Annotated in this window: 16 protein-coding genes; 12 read left to right on the top strand and 4 right to left on the bottom strand. The window is 63.2% G+C overall.

The window, feature by feature from the left end; genetic code table 11:
* Window positions 1–11: 11 nt before the first annotated feature.
* On the top strand, window positions 12–653 hold the full coding sequence (locus FJ943_RS24115) for a class I SAM-dependent methyltransferase (protein ID WP_140725597.1): 642 nt from the start codon (window positions 12–14) through the stop codon (window positions 651–653).
* A gap of 16 nt (window positions 654–669) precedes the next feature.
* Here FJ943_RS24115 and FJ943_RS24110 read toward each other — a convergent pair whose 3' ends face one another.
* Together FJ943_RS24110 and FJ943_RS24105 are read right to left on the bottom strand one after the other, a co-directional pair.
* On the bottom strand, window positions 670–1,344 hold the full coding sequence (locus FJ943_RS24110; protein ID WP_140725594.1) for a TetR/AcrR family transcriptional regulator: 675 nt from the start codon (window positions 1,342–1,344) through the stop codon (window positions 670–672).
* Window positions 1,345–1,447: 103 nt separating this feature from the next.
* On the bottom strand, window positions 1,448–2,392 hold the full coding sequence (locus tag FJ943_RS24105) for a nucleoside hydrolase (protein WP_015316515.1): 945 nt from the start codon (window positions 2,390–2,392) through the stop codon (window positions 1,448–1,450).
* 102 nt (window positions 2,393–2,494) lie between these two features.
* Between FJ943_RS24105 and FJ943_RS24100 the strand changes: the two genes are divergently transcribed.
* The 4 genes from FJ943_RS24100 (at window position 2,495) to FJ943_RS24085 (ending at window position 6,246) form a co-directional block, all read left to right on the top strand.
* Window positions 2,495–3,508 carry a 2OG-Fe(II) oxygenase family protein gene (locus FJ943_RS24100; RefSeq protein ID WP_140725591.1) on the top strand — a complete coding sequence of 338 codons (1,014 nt, stop codon included), beginning with the start codon at window positions 2,495–2,497 and terminating at the stop codon, window positions 3,506–3,508.
* Window positions 3,509–3,588: 80 nt separating this feature from the next.
* Window positions 3,589–4,446, top strand: coding sequence for an ABC transporter substrate-binding protein (locus tag FJ943_RS24095; RefSeq protein WP_140725588.1), 858 nt, complete (start codon window positions 3,589–3,591; stop codon window positions 4,444–4,446).
* A gap of 55 nt (window positions 4,447–4,501) precedes the next feature.
* Window positions 4,502–5,443 carry an amino acid ABC transporter permease gene (locus tag FJ943_RS24090; protein WP_140725585.1) on the top strand — a complete coding sequence of 314 codons (942 nt, stop codon included), beginning with the start codon at window positions 4,502–4,504 and terminating at the stop codon, window positions 5,441–5,443.
* The gene (locus FJ943_RS24085; protein WP_140725582.1) at window positions 5,440–6,246 is read left to right on the top strand and encodes an amino acid ABC transporter ATP-binding protein; all 807 of its coding nucleotides are present in this window, start codon (window positions 5,440–5,442) and stop codon (window positions 6,244–6,246) included. Before FJ943_RS24090 ends, FJ943_RS24085 begins: the two co-directional genes overlap by 4 nt.
* Window positions 6,247–6,265: 19 nt before the next feature.
* Here FJ943_RS24085 and FJ943_RS24080 read toward each other — a convergent pair whose 3' ends face one another.
* Window positions 6,266–7,174 (bottom strand): hydrogen peroxide-inducible genes activator, encoded by a 909-nt coding sequence (locus FJ943_RS24080; RefSeq protein ID WP_140725579.1) that lies wholly within the window; start codon window positions 7,172–7,174, stop codon window positions 6,266–6,268.
* Between the two features lie 178 nt (window positions 7,175–7,352).
* Here FJ943_RS24080 and katG point away from each other — a divergent pair, with 178 nt between their 5' ends.
* On the top strand, window positions 7,353–9,563 hold the full coding sequence (gene katG, locus FJ943_RS24075) for a catalase/peroxidase HPI (protein ID WP_140725576.1): 2,211 nt from the start codon (window positions 7,353–7,355) through the stop codon (window positions 9,561–9,563).
* A 68-nt stretch (window positions 9,564–9,631) separates the two neighbouring features.
* Here the strand turns inward: katG and FJ943_RS24070 are convergent, their stop codons facing one another.
* Window positions 9,632–10,309 (bottom strand): MIP family channel protein, encoded by a 678-nt coding sequence (locus FJ943_RS24070; protein ID WP_015316522.1) that lies wholly within the window; start codon window positions 10,307–10,309, stop codon window positions 9,632–9,634.
* Window positions 10,310–10,625: 316 nt separating this feature from the next.
* On the opposite strand from FJ943_RS24070, the gene FJ943_RS24065 reads away from it, so the two are divergent.
* The 6 genes from FJ943_RS24065 to FJ943_RS24040 all read left to right on the top strand — a co-directional run.
* Entirely contained in the window at window positions 10,626–11,915 is a 1,290-nt protein-coding gene (locus tag FJ943_RS24065) for an RsmB/NOP family class I SAM-dependent RNA methyltransferase (protein WP_140725573.1), read from the top strand.
* 72 nt (window positions 11,916–11,987) lie between these two features.
* Entirely contained in the window at window positions 11,988–12,440 is a 453-nt protein-coding gene (locus FJ943_RS24060; protein ID WP_224598752.1) for a TspO/MBR family protein, read from the top strand.
* 98 nt (window positions 12,441–12,538) lie between these two features.
* Complete coding sequence (locus FJ943_RS24055; protein WP_023771340.1) at window positions 12,539–12,997, top strand: PaaI family thioesterase; 459 nt, start codon at window positions 12,539–12,541, stop codon at window positions 12,995–12,997.
* Between the two features lie 105 nt (window positions 12,998–13,102).
* Window positions 13,103–13,771, top strand: coding sequence for a 5'-methylthioadenosine/S-adenosylhomocysteine nucleosidase (locus FJ943_RS24050; protein WP_140725570.1), 669 nt, complete (start codon window positions 13,103–13,105; stop codon window positions 13,769–13,771).
* Window positions 13,772–13,826: 55 nt separating this feature from the next.
* Entirely contained in the window at window positions 13,827–15,389 is a 1,563-nt protein-coding gene (guaA, locus tag FJ943_RS24045) for a glutamine-hydrolyzing GMP synthase (protein WP_140725567.1), read from the top strand.
* Between the two features lie 754 nt (window positions 15,390–16,143).
* On the top strand, window positions 16,144–17,352 hold a 1,209-nt coding region (locus FJ943_RS24040; RefSeq protein ID WP_210242413.1), incomplete at its 3' end, for a VCBS domain-containing protein.

Genomic DNA, 17,352 nt, shown 5'->3' with positions numbered 1-17,352 from the left:
GAGGCTGAGACATGTGCCAATCCTGTCTCTCCTGGTACGCGCGCTGCATTGCTCCCTACCTCGTCCACGCCGGCTGTTCGGCCAACGCCTTCACGGACATGCGAAGGCGTCTGATCCCGCGGGCAGGGGGCGTCGTCGTCGAAGTCGGCTTCGGCTCCGGTCTGAACCTTCCCCATTACGACGCCGCCAGGGTGAAGCGGCTGGTCGGCGTCGATCCCGACGGCACGATGCTGGGCCTGGCCGAACCGAAGAGCCGTTCCCTGCCATTCGATGTCGACTGCATCAGGGCCAGCGGTGAAAGGCTGCCCTTGGCCGACAGCTTCGCCGACACGGTGGTCGTCACCTATGCCTTCTGCACCATTCCGGACCCCGAGGCGGCGTTGACCGAAATCCGGCGCATCCTCAAGCCCAAGGGCCGGCTGATCTTCATCGAGCACGGCCAGGCCGAAGGGCCGCATTGCCGCCGGTGGCAAGAGCGTCTGAACCTGATATGGGGCCGGCTCGCCGGCGGCTGCCACCTCAATCGCGATCCATTGCACCTGATCCGGACGGCGGGCTTTCATATCGTCGAAGCGCAGCGCGAGCGGTTCCAGCTACCCTTCTGGCAGTTGGGAAGTCACCATGCCGGCATCGCGATACCCCTAACGGGTTGACGGGATGCCTCGTCCGCTAACGCCGCCCGCGCCGTATTTCCGCCGGCCGTGGCGCCGAACCCGGCTCCTGCACCAGCGGCCCCAGCAGCACCTCGCCGAACAGTGGCTGGTAGCTGCGGCGCACCGCCGGGTCCTCCTTGAAGGACAGCGCATATTGCCCGATCTGGTGGAAATAGGTGATGCGGGCCCTGACCAGGCTTTCGTCCTCGGGATAACCCATGGCGCGGAAGGAGCGGGTCAGGAGTTCGATGCGCAGGTCATCGATATCCTTGACCTCCTGCGCCAGCTTTTTCGACGTTCGTGACCAGTCGCGCACGGCGAGGTCGAGCAGGGGACTAAACGGCGCCTCGTCGACCCAAACATGCACGATGTCGGTGAAGAACTGCAGGCCGTCTATATCCAGCATCTCGCGCATTGCCCAGAAGGGCTCGCAATTGATATCTCGCCATTCTTGCAGCAGGCCGTCGCGAAGATCGGCCAGGCTGGTGAAATGGAAATAGAAGCTGCCGCGCGTCACCTTGAATTGCTTGGCGAGGCGGTCGATCTTGACCTCGCCAATGCCGTGCTTCTCCAGCACCTTGCGCGCCGCTGCGATCCAGGCCTCGCGACTCAGCGTCTGCCGTGCCGCCTTCCCGGGTGCCGCGGCTTTGGCTGGTCTCCTGCCTTTGGCCGGGGCGCTGTCCGATTTCATCCGATCAAGACCTTCATCGCACACGCAACGCCCACAAAACCGTTCGCCGGCTCCGATGCGCTTCGCGACTCATCAAGTGTCCATCTATCGCGGAAGGCGCAACTCAGGGCAATGCGCTGATCCGCTCCAGCATGAGTTCGAAGAACGGCGCGGGATCGATGCGCCGCAGGACGTTGCAGTTCTTGCGCCGCCCGGTGACGTGCCACCAGTCGACGACGGTCATGCCGATTGTCTCAGGCGAGACAATGTCGACCGTCACCGCGCACTGGCGCTGTTCATAGATTTGCGGTGCCAGGAGATAACCGGTGACGCAGGCATCGTGGATGGGGCGTGCCGGCGTCTCGAATTTGTGGGTGCCATACTGGCGGTAGAAGTCGGCCAGGTTCGCGGCCTCGATCGCCGCGCGGCTGCCGCTTGCGCGCAGGCGGTCGAGCCACTCAGGCGTCATCAGCGCCGTGTAGGTGCAATCGATGCCCGCCATGGTCACCGGCGCGCCGCTGTCGAACACCTTGTGCGCGGCATGCGGGTCGACGAAGATGTTGAACTCAGCCGCCGGCGTCGCGTTGCCGCCCTGGAAGAAGCCGCCGCCCATCAGCACCACTTCGCGCAGACGGGGCACGATCCTCGGCTCCATGGTCATGGCCATGGCCAGATTCGTCATTGGCCCGAGCGTGCAAACGGTCAATTCGCCTTCCGGCGCGTCCATGATGGTGCGCACCATGTAGTTCACCGCGTGTTCGCCCCGCAGCGGCGTCACCGGTTCGGCAAGGTCGGCGCCGTCGAGGCCGGTTTCCCCATGGACATATTCGGCGGTAATCAGCTTGCGCACCATCGGCGCCGGGCAGCCGGCATAAACGGGCACATCGGGCCGCCCGGCGAGTTCGACGACTTTCAGCGCATTCTTCGAGGTCAGGGCAAGCGGCACGTTGCCGCCGACCGTGGTGATGCCGACCACGTCGAGTTCATCAGGCGACCCCAGTGCGAAGAGGATGGCGAAGGCGTCGTCCTGGCCTGGATCGGTATCGATGATGATCTTGCGTGGTGCCATGATGCCGCGTCCTTCCTTTTGCGATCGAAAGCCTATTGATGAGGCCGTTCGGATGTGTAGAAATACAGTACTGTATCTTATGTTCAAGACAGGGTGTTCGAAATGGATGCACAAGAGCGCGGCGATTTTTCCGAAATTCCGATCCTCGACGTTTCGCCGCTCTATGACGACGACGAAGGCGCGATCAGGGAAACGGCAGCGACACTGCGCCGCTATCTCGAGACGATCGGCTTCCTCTATGTCACCGGCCACCCCATTCCGCGCACCGATGTCGAAGCGGTCCGCGAGGCCTCCAAGCGTTTCTTCGCCTTGCCCGAGGAGCAGAAGGCGAAGCTGAAGATCGACAAGAATTTCCGCGGCTACTTGCCCTTTGCCGGCTCGACCATCGTGACCTCGTCCGTGGCGGCCGTCAGCAAGCCGAACCAGAGCGAATCGATCTTCTTCATGCACGAGGTCAGCGCCGACGACCCCCGGGCCTTGGCCGGCAAGCCGCTGCAGGGCCCCAACCAGTGGCCCGACGAGGCCGCCCTTGCCGGCTTCAGGGAGACCATCGAGCGCTATGTCCAGGAGATGGGCACGCTCGCCCGCAAGATGGTGCGCGCCATCGCGCTTTCGCTCGGGCTGCCCTCCGACAGTCTCGACCGCTATTTCGAGCAGCCGACGACTTTCCTGCGGCTGCTGCACTATCCGACGCAGCCCCAGGAAGAGGGGCTTTTCGGTTCGGCGCCGCATACCGACTATGGCTTCATCACGCTGCTCGCCCAGGACAATGTCGGCGGCCTGGAGGTCAAGAACAAGGCGGGCGACTGGGTTCCCGCGCCGCCGGTTCCGGATTCCTTCGTGATGAATGTCGGCGACATCCTGGCGCGCTGGTCGAACGACCAGTTCGTCTCGACGCCGCACCGCGTCATCAACCGTTCCGGACGCGAGCGCTATTCGCAGCCCTTCTTCTTCGATCCCTCAATGGACGAGACGATCGCCGCACTTTCGGTCTGTGTGCCGGCCGGCACACAGCCGAAATACGAGCCAGTGCTCTATGGCGATTACCTGATGGAGCGCATCGACAAGAATTATCATTATCGAAAGAAGAAGGCGGCCGAAGCAGCCGCTTCCTAAGGGACACCGAGCCCGTGCCGGCCACTGGCCCGGGCTCTGCCGGAAAGACTGCAAACAAGGACAAAAAAAGGGGAACAGCAATGAACAGATATCTGCGAATGACCAGCCTTGCACTGGCGCTCTCCACCACCGTCGGGGGCGGGGTTTCCAAAGCCGCCGACGTGCCGAAATCGGCTGAGGTGAAAGAGAGCGGAACGCTCGCCGTCGCCAACACTCTGGACTTCGCGCCGTTCGAATATCTCGACGCCGACGGCAAGCAGACCGGCATCATCGTCGAACTCGCCGGCGAGGTGGCCAAGCTCGTCGACGCCAAGCTCGATATCCAGCGCACGCCGTTCCCGTCGATGATCCCGGGTCTTGCGGCGGGCCGCTTCAAGATCGCCTGGGAGACCTTCTCGGCCACGCCGGAGCGCCTGAAGCAGGTCGATTTCATCATGTTCCTGAAGGCAGGGCTCGCCGTCTCGACATCGCCTGACAAGAAGGCGAGCTTCAGCGGCGACATGCCGCTCTGTGGCAAGCGCATCGGCGTCTCGGCCGGCAGCGCCTCGGATTTCCTGGTCGACAAGCTCGGTAAGGAATGCACCGACAAGGACCAAAAGGCTATCGAGAAATCGGTGTTCAACTCCTCCACCGATATCGTCCAGGCCGTGCTTTCGGACCGCGTCGACGCGCGTATGGACGATGCCACCGCATCGAGCTATTTCGAGGTGACGAGCAAGGGCCAGTTGGTGGTCCTGCCGACGCTTTACGAGGTCGCGCCGCTCGGCATGGCGATCGCCAAGGACGACAAGCAGACCGCCGACATGATGGTGGCGGCACTTGCCGAACTGTTCAAGAACGGCACGTACAAAGCTATCCTGGAGAAATACGGCATGGGCGCCTATGCGATCAAGGAACCCTACTTCGTCGGCACCATGGACGCGCTTCGCGCCGAATAGAGACCATCCGGCGTCTGATGACGTCAGGCGCCGGCCCGCAAGCTGGAGACATCCGATGGGCGTTGCCCACCCGACCGACATCGGCGTCGAGCCAAGCGTTTCCGCCGCCGTGTCACGACTGACCGTCGTGCCGCAGCGCCGCTATGGCATTTGGGTCGGTACGGCGTTTGCCCTGCTGCTGGCCTTCCTCATCATTCGTGCTTTCGCCAGCAACCCGGCCTTTGCCTGGGGCACGGCAGCCGGATACCTGTTCCATCCCTCAATCATGCGAGGCCTCGGCAACACGCTGATGCTCACTGTCATCATCATGGTGCTGGCGATCATTGTCGGCACCGTCATCGCGATCATGCGGGTGTCGCCGAGCCCGGTGCTGCGCGCCTTTTCCGGCGTCTATGTCTGGTTCTTCCGGGGTGTCCCAGCCCTGATCCAGCTGATCTTCTGGTTCAACCTGTCGCTGCTGGTGCGCGAAATCTCGCTGACTTTGCCGTTCATAGGCACGTTGTTTTCCGTGCGCACCAATGATTTCATGACGCCGTTCTTTTCCGCCGTGGTGGCGCTTTCGCTGTGCGAGGCCGGCTACATGGCCGAGATCATCCGGGCGGGCATCAAGTCGGTGCCGTCTGGCCAGTCGGAGGCGGCGAGCGCGCTCGGCATGCCCTACGGCATGATCCTGAAGCGCATCACCTTGCCGCAGGCCATGCGCTTCGTGCTGCCGCCGACCGGCAATGAGGCGATCAACCTCCTGAAGATGACGTCGCTGGTGACGTTCATCGCCGTCGACGACCTGTTCTATACCGCGCAGAGCATCTATGCGCGCACCTTCGAGACCATTCCGCTGCTGATCGTGGTCGCCTTCTGGTATCTCGCGGTGGTCAGCATCATGTCGGTGGGGCAGCATTTCCTGGAGCGCCATTTCGGCCGCAGCGATGTCAGACGCGACCCCCTGACGGTGCGCACCTTGCGCAACTTGATCAGCCTGCGCGGCGTTGCCCGATGAGTGATGTGAAGTTCGAAAATCGTACCCGCTTCGGGGTGCCTGCCGATTCCATGGTGTTCGCGCGCGGCGTGCGCAAAACCTATGGCCAGCTTGAAGTTCTCAAAGGCGTCGATCTCGATGTACCGGAGGGATCGGTCGCCTGCATCATCGGCCCGTCGGGATCGGGCAAGAGCACGTTCCTGCGCTGCATCAACCATTTGGAAAAACTCAGCGGCGGCATCCTGCTCGTCGACAGCCAGTTCGTCGGCTACGACCTCCAGGGCGAAAAACTCTATGAGGTGAAGGACGATCTTCTGTGCCGGCGCCGCGCCGAGATCGGCATGCTGTTCCAGTCGTTCAACCTGTTCTCGCACATGACGGTGATGGAGAACCTGATCGAGGCGCCGACGCAGGTGCGGCGCATTCCAGTCGACCAGGCAAAGACCGAGGCGGAGGTGCTGCTGCGGCGTGTCGGCCTGGCCGACAAGGTAGACCGCTATCCCCGCGAACTGTCCGGGGGCCAGCAGCAGCGTGTCGCGATCGCGCGCGCCCTGGCGATGAAGCCCAAGGTGCTGCTCTTCGACGAGCCGACCTCGGCGCTGGATCCGGAACTGGTCGGCGAAGTCCTGCAGGTCATGCGCGACCTTGCCGAGAGCGGCATGACGATGGTCGTCGTCACCCACGAGGTCGGCTTTGCCCGCGAGATCGGCGACCAGCTCGTGTTCATGGACGGCGGCGTGATCGTCGAACGCGGCGCGCCGCGCGAGATGATCGCCAAGCCGGTGTCGCCGCGCACCCGCGAGTTCCTGTCGCGGGTGCTGTAACAAGCGTTAGGGACACCTCTCAGCCCGCCAACAGCGCCGGGCCTAGCCCCCGTATAATCTTGGCTAGCTCGACGCATTCGCCGTGCCGTGCATTGTTGCGTCGCCAGGCCAGGCAGATCATGCGCTGCGGCATCGGTTCCTGGAACGGCACGATCTTGAGGTCGGGGATGGTGCCGGCGGGGCCGGTCGCCATTTCGGGGATGAGCGTGACGCCGAGCCCGTGCGCCACCATCTGCAGGAGCGTGGTCAGGCTGGTCGCGCCATAGCTTGCCATCGCCACCGGCCGCACATTGCCGCAGACGGCCAGCGCCTGTTCGCGCAGGCAATGGCCTTCTTCCAGCAGCATCAGTCTTTCCAGCGCCGGGCTCTCGGGTGGAACCGGCGGCGAGGCAAAGGCCGGATCGCCTGATGGCACGGCCAGGAAGAACCGGTCGGGAAAGAGCGCCTCGGTGATCAGTCCTGGATGGTCGAGCGGAAGTGCCGCGATGAAGGCGTCGAGTTTTCGCGATGCGGTGTCCTCGACAAGGGAGGTGGTTACCGCCTCGCGAAGCTCGAGCAGCAAGGCCGGGAAATGCTTCTTCAGTTCGGGCAAGGCGCGCGGCAGAAGATAGGGCGCGACAGTCGGGATGATGCCCAGCCGGAAGCGTCCCTCCATGGCCGTGCGGCCGCGCCGGGCCGTCGTTTCCACGTCACGTATGTCAGCCAGGATACGCTCGATACGCGGCAACAGGGCAATCGCGTCATCCGTCATGCGCACCGACTTGCCGCCGCGTTCGAACAGCCGGCAATTCAGCCGCTGCTCCATTTCGGCGATCTGCGAGGACAGCGCCGGCTGGCTGACACCGGCAAGTTTCGCCGCACGCCCGAAATGCAGCGTCTGCGCCAGCGCGTCGAAATAATGCATCTGGCGAACTGTCAGTCCGATCATGCGGTCAAGGCCATCATAAGAAAATCCTATCGAAATAAACAGGAAAGACAATTTGTTTTTATCGACGGTCTGGCCTAGGCTGGAATGGTTCCAGATTGGCGCTGGCCGCTGGCCGCCCCCAAAATCTCGGCAAAAATCAACCTCGGCAAATCAAACCTCGGCAAAATTGGAGTGAGAGATGGACGCGAAAACCGACGACAGCAGCGCGGGCAAATGCCCTGTCGCGCATGGATCCGCCGGCCGGACCAACCGTGACTGGTGGCCGAACCAGCTTGACCTTGGCGTTCTCCATCAGCAGTCGAACCTGTCGGACCCGATGGGCGAGGACTTCGACTATGCCAAGGAATTCGCCAGCCTCGATCTCGATGCGGTCATCAAGGACCTGCACCAAGTGATGACGGATTCGCAGGATTGGTGGCCCGCCGACTTCGGCCATTACGGGCCGCTGTTCATCCGCATGGCCTGGCACAGCGCCGGCACCTACCGCATCGGTGATGGCCGCGGCGGTGCCGGAGCCGGCCAGCAGCGTTTCGCGCCGCTCAACAGCTGGCCTGACAACGCCAATCTCGACAAGGCGCGCCGCCTGCTCTGGCCGGTCAAGCAGAAATATGGCCGCAAGATTTCCTGGGCCGACCTGTTGATCCTCACCGGCAACGTCGCGCTGGAATCGATGGGCTTCAAGACCTTCGGCTTCGCCGGCGGCCGCGCCGACGTCTGGGAGCCCGAGCAGGACGTGGACTGGGGTTCGGAAACCAAGTGGCTAGGTGACGAGCGCTACTCGGGCGATCGTGAGCTTCGCGGCCATCTCGGCGCCGTGCAGATGGGCCTGATCTACGTCAATCCGGAAGGGCCGAACGGCAAGCCCGATCCGCTGGCCTCGGCCCGTGATATCCGGGAAACCTTCGCGCGCATGGCGATGAACGACGAAGAAACCGTGGCGCTGATCGCCGGCGGCCACACTTTCGGCAAGACCCACGGCGCCGGCGATGCCTCGCTGGTGGGCGCGGAGCCGGAAGGTGCCGGCATCGAGGCGCAGGGCCTCGGCTGGTCGAGCAAACATGCGTCAGGCATTGCCGGCGACGCCATCACCTCGGGTCTCGAAGTCACCTGGACCACGACGCCGACCAAGTGGAGCAACAACTTCTTCGACAATCTGTTCAATTTCGAATGGGAGCTGACGAAGAGCCCGGCGGGCGCCCATCAGTGGACGCCGAAGGGTGGCGCCGGTGCCGGCACGGTGCCGGATGCGCACAACCCCTCGAAGCATCACGCGCCGGCCATGCTGACCACCGACCTCGCGCTGCGGGCCGACCCGGCCTATGAGAAGGTCTCACGGCGTTTCCATGAACATCCGGATCAGTTCGCCGATGCCTTCGCCCGCGCCTGGTTCAAGCTGACCCATCGCGACATGGGTCCGGCGGTGCGCTATCTCGGCCCGTTGGTGCCCAAGGAAGAGCTGATCTGGCAGGACCCGATCCCGGCGCTCGACCATGAACTGGTCAGCGAGCAGGACATCGCATCGCTGAAGGCCAAGATCCTGGCCTCCGGCCTGTCGGTTTCCGAACTGGTCTCGACGGCCTGGGCCTCGGCTTCGACCTTCCGCAACTCCGACAAGCGCGGCGGCGCCAATGGCGCACGCATCCGGTTGGCGCCGCAGAAGGACTGGGAAGTCAACCAGCCGGCCGAACTGTCGAAGGTGCTTGCCAGGCTCGAAGGCATCCAGACGGAATTCAACACCGCGCAGACCGGCGACAAGAAGGTCTCGCTGGCCGACCTGATCGTGCTCGGCGGTATCGCCGCGGTCGAGAAGGCCGCCAAGGATGGCGGCAACGACGTGAAGGTGCCGTTCACGCCCGGCCGCATGGATGCATCGCAGGAGCAGACGGACGTCCACTCCTTTGCCGCGCTCGAGCCGAAAGTCGACGGCTTCCGCAACTATGTCAGGGGCAAGCAGCCCATGTCGGTTGAAGCCATGCTGGTCGACCGCGCGCAGTTGCTGGGCCTGACGGCGCCGGAACTGACGGTGCTTGTTGGGGGCTTGCGGGTGCTCGGCGCCAATACCGGCAAGTCCAGGCACGGCGTGCTTACCGACAGACCCGGCACGCTGACCAACGACTTCTTCGTCAACCTGCTCAGCATGAGCACGGTCTGGGATCCGGCTGCCGGTTCTGTTCCGGGTTCGGAAGAAGTGTACGAAGCGCGCGACCGCAAAACCAAGGCAGTCAGGTGGACCGGCACCCGTGCCGACCTGATCTTCGGTTCGCATGCGCAGCTGCGGGCATTGGCCGAGGTCTACGGATCGGCGGACGCCGGGCAGAAATTCGCCCGAGATTTCGTTGCGGCATGGACCAAGGTGATGAACGCCGACCGCTTTGACATCGCGGCCTGACCCGAGCTTGAGGACCTACGAAAGAGGCGCGGGCCACGGCCCGCGCCTCTTGCATTCAGGCTCTGGAATCAATCCTTCTCGAAGACACGCGCCTTGGCGACGACGCCGGCAATGGCGCCGCCGATCAGCGGTGCGACGATGAACAACCAGAGCTGGCTGAGTGCGGCACCGCCGGTAAACAGCGCTGGGCCGATTGAGCGCGCCGGATTGACCGAGGTACCGGTGACCGGGATCATGGCGAAGTGAATGCCCGCTAGCGTCAGGCCGATGACCAGGCCGGCAAACGCCGTCGAGTGTTTTTCAGCGGTAACGCCAAGGATCACCGTGACGAAGGTGAAGGTGCCGATCAGCTCCCACAGGAACGCCGAGCTCATGCCCCATTTCGTCTCGTCCCAGCCATTGGCGCCGAAGCCGCCGGTATGGCCGCCGGTCTGGCCGGAAACGATGATCCACAACGCCAGCGAGGCGATGATGGCGCCGATGATCTGCGCGATCCAATAGGGGATGACGTCCTTGGCCGGCAGCCGGCCAGCCAGGAACACGCCGAGCGTCACCGCCGGATTGAGATGCGCGCCCGAAATCGGGCCGATCGCATAGGCCGCCGCGATGAGGCCGATGCCGAATGCCAGACCGATGCCTTCCTGGCCAAGTGGCAGCGCGCCGCCGAAGCCCCCCGTCACCACGGACGCCGTACCGATGAACACCAACAGAAATGTGCCTAGAACTTCCGCCAGATAAATCTTCATTGCCCTCTCCTCGTGACGATCCGCCGGTCCACGTTTTCCGCGCCGCGAATCATGACGGCAAGAGTATTCCCAACCGAAAAACTTGGAAAGCAGAGCTGTAGCGCCACACGCCGTCCTTCCGGCCGCCAGTTAAGAACATTAGAGATCTTGTATCTACTAGTCCGCCTGCTTCTAACCGCCGCGAAGATTTACCGGTCGGACAGGTTTCGCCGATCACCGCCAGCTTGCGCTCGCGGCGAAGCCGGGCGGGGTTCAATCCGGACGTGAAAGGCTTTAAGAGCAGACCGGATAATGTGCTCGATTGATGGAATGACGAATGCGACTGGGCGGACGGCTGGCTGCGGCGATTGAAGTGCTGGAGGACATTGGTCGGCGTCACCGGCCGGTGGCCGACGCGCTGAAGGATTGGGGCCTGTCCCATCGCTTCGCCGGCGGTGGGGATCGCGCCGCGATCGGCAACATCGTCTACGACGCGCTGCGCCGCAAGCGCTCCGCCGGCTGGTTGCTGGGCGAAGACACGCCGCGTGCCATCGGCTTCGGGGCGCTGCTGCTCGAATGGAGCCAGACGGCGCAGTCGCTCAACGCAGCGCTCGAAGGTGACAAATTCGCGCCGCCGCTGCTGAGCGCCACGGAACTCCAGGCAATGGCGGAACGCCGGCTTGCCGACGCGCCGCCCGCTGTTCGCGCCGACATTCCCGATTGGTGCGAACCGCTTTTCGAGCGGGCCTTCGGCGAGACATGGGTCGAGGAGGGCGCGGCGCTCGCCACACGTCCGCCGCTCGACATCCGGGTCAACACGCTGCAGGCCAATCGCGCCAAGGTGTTGGCCGAACTCGCGCAGACCGGTGCCAGTGCCGCACGGATCGCACCCTACGGCATCCGCATCCCGCCGATCGACGGTGACGGCCGGCATCCGAACGTGCAAGCCGAGCCGGCCTTTCAGAAAGGCTGGTTCGAGGTCCAGGACGAGGGGTCGCAAATTGCGGCGGCGCTTGCCGGCGCGACGGCTGGCATGCAGGTGCTCGATTTCTGCGCCGGCGCAGGCGGCAAGACGCTGGCGTTGTCGGCGGCGATGGACAACCACGGTCAAATCTTCGCTCACGATGCCGAAAAGGCGCGGCTGGCGCCAATCTTCGACCGCATTCGCCGCTCGGAAAACCGCAATGTGCAGGTCACCACCAAGCCGGCCGAGCTTGCCCCGCTGACCGGCCACATGGACATCGTGCTGGTCGACGCGCCCTGCACCGGCAGCGGCACCTGGCGGCGGCGTCCCGACGCCAAATGGCGGCTGACGCAGAGACAGCTTGATGCCCGCAAGGGCGAGCAGGCGACGATCCTTGATGCCGCCAGAACCTACGTCAAACTCGGTGGCCTGCTGGTCTACGTAACCTGCTCCGTGTTCGACGAGGAGAACGGTGAACAAATCGCCGCGTTTCGCGAGCGGCACAGCGGCTTTGCCCCGGTCGATCATCGCCAGCTCTGGGACAGCCGTTTTCCCGGCCATACCGCCGCGATGCGGATCGGTGCCCTGGGTGGCATTTCGCTCTCGCCGGCGCTGAGCGGCACAGACGGATTTTATTTTTGCGCCTTGCGCCGGGCGAACTGACGCTGTCGTTGACAGCTGCCCGCAGCGCCCCAATTGCAGATGCGCGGCGTTGCGCCGCCACAGGGTGAATGCTTGCAAAGATATCTGTCGCTTCTGCTGTTCCTCTTCCTGGTGCTGGGCGGAGGCCTGCTGATCGGTTTCGCCACCTTGCCAGGTGCCTGGTATGCATCGCTGGCCAAGCCTTCCTTCAATCCGCCCAACTGGGTTTTCGCGCCTGCCTGGACACTGCTCTATGTGCTGATCGCCGTGGCCGGCTGGCGGACATGGTTGCGGGACCCGGCCGGCACCGCGATGAAGATCTGGGGCGCTCAGCTCGTCCTGAATTTCCTGTGGTCGCCAACCTTCTTCGGCGCAAAAATGATGGGGCCTGCTCTGGTCATCATCGTGCTTCTTCTGACCGTCATCGTGCTGTTTATCGCAAGCGTCTGGACCCGCGATCGGCTCGCCGGCTGGCTTTTCGTGCCCTACGCGGCGTGGGTGGCGTTCGCCACCTTGCTCAACGCCTCGCTTCTTTGGCTGAACTAGGTCGCGTTCGATGCGGTTTGCTGCAGTGCAGCAAAAGCATTTGCCTGCCGCTCATGCCTCTGCGATAAGCTTTCCCGGCAAACGTGAAGGCAACGGCGATGGCAGCAAAGATCGTACCGGCTCCGGACTATGAGGATCGCGTCAGGGCGTCCTTCGCCCGCCAGCAGGCGATGGCGACGATCGGCGCCGAACTGACATTGGTGACCCCCGGCATCATCGAGATCGAGATGCCTTATTCGGCGGCGCTGACCCAGCAGCATGGGTTCCTGCATGCCGGCGTCATTTCGACGGCGCTGGACTCGGCTTGCGGCTATGCGGCGTTCTCGCTCATGCCGGAGAATTCCGGCGTGCTGACCATCGAATTCAAGGTCAACCTTCTGGCGCCGGGCCGGGGCGAGCGTTTTCTGTTCCGCGGTTCGGTGACCAAACCCGGCCGTACCATCATCGTTGCCGACGGCCAGGCCTATGCCTTCGCCACCGACGGCGAGGCCAAGCTGATCGCCACCATGACCGGGACGATGATGACGGTGCTAGGCCGCGATGGTATCGCTGGGTGAGTGGTCGGTTCGCCGCGGGCGAAGTTAATCGTGCCGGTGGCACGGAGCTGCCGCCGGCAGCGGCCATGCCGTTGGTCATAATGTAGCGCAAGCAGGAGGATCGCCATGACTGGCAACGTCGTGCGCATTGGCGGCAAGGATGTCCTCTTCGTCATGGCGGCGCGTGCCGAATATGGCCCGCATCTGCAGCGGCTGTTCACGCCGCTGATGACGGGTGTGGGCCCGGTCGAGGCCGGCGTGCGGCTGGGCGCTGAGCTCTCCTGGTTGAAATCGGACAAGGCATTGCCCGATCTGGTGGTATCGCTCGGCTCTGCTGGTAGCCGGACCCTGGAGCAGACCGAAATCTACCAGGCCGTCTCCGTCAGCTATCGCGACATCGATGCCTCGCCGCTGGGCTTCGAAAAAGGCGCGACGCCGTTTCTCGACCTGCCGGTGATCGTACCGTTGCCGTTGCGTATTGCCGAAATCAAGGAGGCGACACTGTCGACCGGCGGCGCCGTCATTACCGGCGCGGCGTACGAAGTGATCGCCGCCGACATGGTCGATATGGAGACCTTCGCCTGCCTGCGCGCCTGTCAGCTTTTCGACATCCCGCTCATCGGGCTGCGCGGCATTTCCGACGGCGCGGCTGATCTCAGGCACGTCGGCGACTGGACCGAATATCTGCACGTCATCGATGAAAAGCTGGCCGACGCCGTCATGCGGCTCGAACAGGCGATCGGTTCGGGCTTGCTCCGGCCGGATTCACCTGGTGACGAGGCGATACCGCTCTGAAAGTCAGGCGACGCAACCCATTGCGCAGACTCGTTTCTTTCTCTAAAGGCTCGCCATGACGACAGCCAATCACACCGACACCGTCCTGATTGTCGATTTCGGCAGCCAGTTTACGCAGCTCATCGCCCGCCGCATCCGCGAGGCCGGCGTGTTTTCCGAGATCGTGCCGTTCCAGTCGGCCGAGGCGGCATTCAAGCGCATCAACCCAAAAGCGGTCATCCTGTCCGGCGGCCCGGCTTCGACGTCCGATATCGGCAGCCCGCGCGCGCCGCAGATCGTCTTCGATGCCGGCGTGCCTGTGCTTGGCATCTGCTATGGCCAGATGGCCATGTGCGTGCAGATGGGTGGCGTCGCCGAAAGCTCCAACCATCGCGAATTCGGCCGCGCCTTTGTCGAGATCGAGAAGGACAGCCCGCTGTTCGAGGGCCTGTGGGCCACAGGCCAGCGCCATCAGGTGTGGATGAGCCATGGCGATCGCGTCATCGCCCTGCCGCCGGGCTTCGAGGTGTTCGGCAAATCGGAAAGCTCGCCCTTCGCCATTTTCGGCAATGTCGAACGCAGGATGTACGGCATCATGTTCCACCCCGAGGTGGTGCATACGCCGGATGGTGCCAGGCTGCTCAGGAACTTCGTCCACAACATCGCCGGCATCGAAGGCGACTGGACGATGCGCGCCTATCGCGAGCACGCGGTCGAGGCGATCCGCAAGCAGGTCGGCAAGGGCAAGGTCATCTGCGCGCTGTCGGGCGGCGTGGATTCCTCGGTGGCTGCCCTTCTGATCCACGAGGCGGTCGGCGACCAGCTGACCTGCATCCTCGTCGACCACGGCCTGATGCGCAAGGACGAGGCCGCTGGTGTGGTGGCGATGTTCCGCCAGCACTACAATCTGCCTTTGATCCTGGTCGACGCCTCGGAAAAATTCATCTCTGCGCTGGAAGGCGAGTCCGACCCGGAAAAGAAGCGCAAGACCATTGGCCGGTTGTTCATCGAAGTGTTCGAGGAAGAGGCCAAGAAGCTCGGCGGCGCCGATTTCCTGGCGCAAGGCACGCTCTATCCCGACGTCATCGAAAGCGTTTCCTTCACCGGCGGCCCGTCGGTGACGATCAAGTCGCACCACAATGTCGGCGGCCTGCCTGAGCGCATGAACATGAAGCTGGTCGAGCCGCTGCGCGAACTGTTCAAGGACGAGGTGAGGGCGCTGGGCAAGGAACTCGGCCTGCCCGAAAGCTTCATCGGACGCCATCCGTTCCCAGGCCCCGGCCTCGCCATCCGCTGCCCGGGCGGCATCACGCGGGAAAAGCTGGAGATCCTGCGCGAGGCCGACGCCATCTATCTCGACGAAATCCGCAAGGCCGGCCTCTATGACGCGATCTGGCAGGCCTTCGCCGTGCTGCTGCCGGTGCAGACTGTCGGCGTCATGGGCGACGGCCGCACCTACGAATTCGTCTGCGCGCTACGCGCCGTGACCTCCGTCGACGGCATGACGGCTGACTTCTACCACTACGACATGGCCTTCCTGGGCGCCGCCGCCACCCGCATCATCAATGAAGTCCGCGGCATCAACCGCGTGGTGTATGACGTGACGTCGAAGCCGCCTGGCACAATCGAGTGGGAGTGAAGGAGCGGCAATCGCGTAGTTTCGGCGGCGAGTTTCGCTATCGAGAATTGTTATCGTCCGGGTCTCACTTTCGCTGAACTGGCATTCTTCATCTCCAGGCTGGCAAGTCCGATCTGCCCAAGTCCCTTACGAGGTAAAGACCTTTAAGAAGGGGGCTACGGCGTAAAACGGCGCGCACAAAGGCAAGATCTGCTTCGCGCCTTGTCATCCTTGGAGTGATCTGCGTTGGAGCGCGAAAATTCCGGATGTCCGGCTCGCCCGTGGCAGCGATCAAGGGCCAGCGTTAGTGCGCTGGCGGGCTCTCATTACGCTGCCCCTCATATTCTGCGCGCTGGCTCATATCAGGCGAGCGCTCGTTCGATCTCACAAGCCGATCCGGGTGGCTGCAGCTCCTTCATGTTGAATATTAACCGTTCGCCCAAGTTGGACGTTGACGCTTCCTCCCCAGTAGAGTTAATAATCTCCTAATATAAGCATTGTCTAAAATCTCTTGATCGGAAACCGGCGATTTAGATGATGCAATTGGGTTGGGAGACGTAGCGCTGCGACAACGCCGTCGCAGCCGCCATCATGCGATCATCATCCGCTAGCTCCAGCCGGCACTGCTTGTCCGGCAGGCTCGCTGATGATGCGCCGCACTCACTTCCAACCCAGCTGCGTGGCGACTTTGGGATCGATGCTCGACAGAGCGTGGTCGTACAGGACTATCAACAAACAGGCGTTGGGGCGTCTGCTACAGAAACAGGGGTTGAAAATGGCTACTCAGGTCACCGGTGCCGGCGGCACCACAGCGTCATTCTCCAATACACCGCAGGCAAAGGACGACCTGTTCACCAGCAGCACCACCGGGCTTAATGAGGATAGTACTCAACCCATCTTCCTGAATGTGATGGCCAACGATCTCGGCGGGAACGCCAAGACGCTGTGGTCGGTCGATAACGGTATCAACGATATAGGCGCGATGAGTGGATACTCCGCTGCCGATTTGTTGACACAAGACCTGGGGCGCTCTGAAACCACCAGCTCCGACACAAGTCGCAACGGGGCAAAGATCTGGATTACTTCCGGCGGACTTGTGGGATACGACGCGGCTACCTTGTCAGCGGCATTCAAGACGGAATTGCAAGGCTTGAACGCAGGACAATACCTGACTGACACGTTTATCTATTCAATCCGGCTCGGCAATGGAACGCTCAGTTGGGCAACCGCAACGGTACAGTTCGCCGGAACCAACGACGCAGCCGTGATCTCCGGAGTCTCTACGGGCGCAGTGATCGAGGCGGGTGGCGTCGGCAATGGAGTTCCTGGGACGCCGACGGCGAGCGGCACGCTCACCGACACCGACGTCGACAACACACCCAATACATTCCAGGCCGTCGCGGCTGGAAGCGCAACCGACCACGGTTATGGCACCTACCAGATGACCACGGGCGGCGTCTGGACCTTCACGCTCAACAACACCAATGCCGCCGTCCAGGCCCTCAATGTTGGCCAGCATCTTACTGAAACCTTTACCATCCACACTCTGGACGGCACCGCCCAGGTGGTGACGGTCACCATGCACGGCACCGACGATGCCACGGTGATCACCGGCACGAGCACGGCCGAGCTGACCGAGACCAATGCGGCGCAAAGCACCGGCGGCACCCTGGTTGCCACCGATCCCGACAGCTCGAACGCCTTCGTGACACAGACCGACATGGCCGGCGCCAATGGCTACGGCACGTTCTCGATCGATGCGGCCGGGGTGTGGACCTACACCATGAACGATGCCCACAACGAGTTCGTGGGCGGCACCGACTACACCGACAGCATCACGGTGGCCACGGCCGACGGCACTTTGCAGCTCATCACCGTCACCATGCACGGCACCGACGATGCCACGGTGATCACCGGCACGAGCACGGCCGAGCTGACCGAGACCAATGCGGCGCAAAGCACCGGCGGCACCCTGGTTGCCACC

Origin of the sequence: Mesorhizobium sp. B2-3-10 (assembly GCF_006442275.1) — a bacterium.
In the GTDB taxonomy this organism is placed as follows: domain Bacteria; phylum Pseudomonadota; class Alphaproteobacteria; order Rhizobiales; family Rhizobiaceae; genus Mesorhizobium; species Mesorhizobium australicum.
This window is presented reverse-complemented; position numbering and strand designations above follow the sequence as displayed.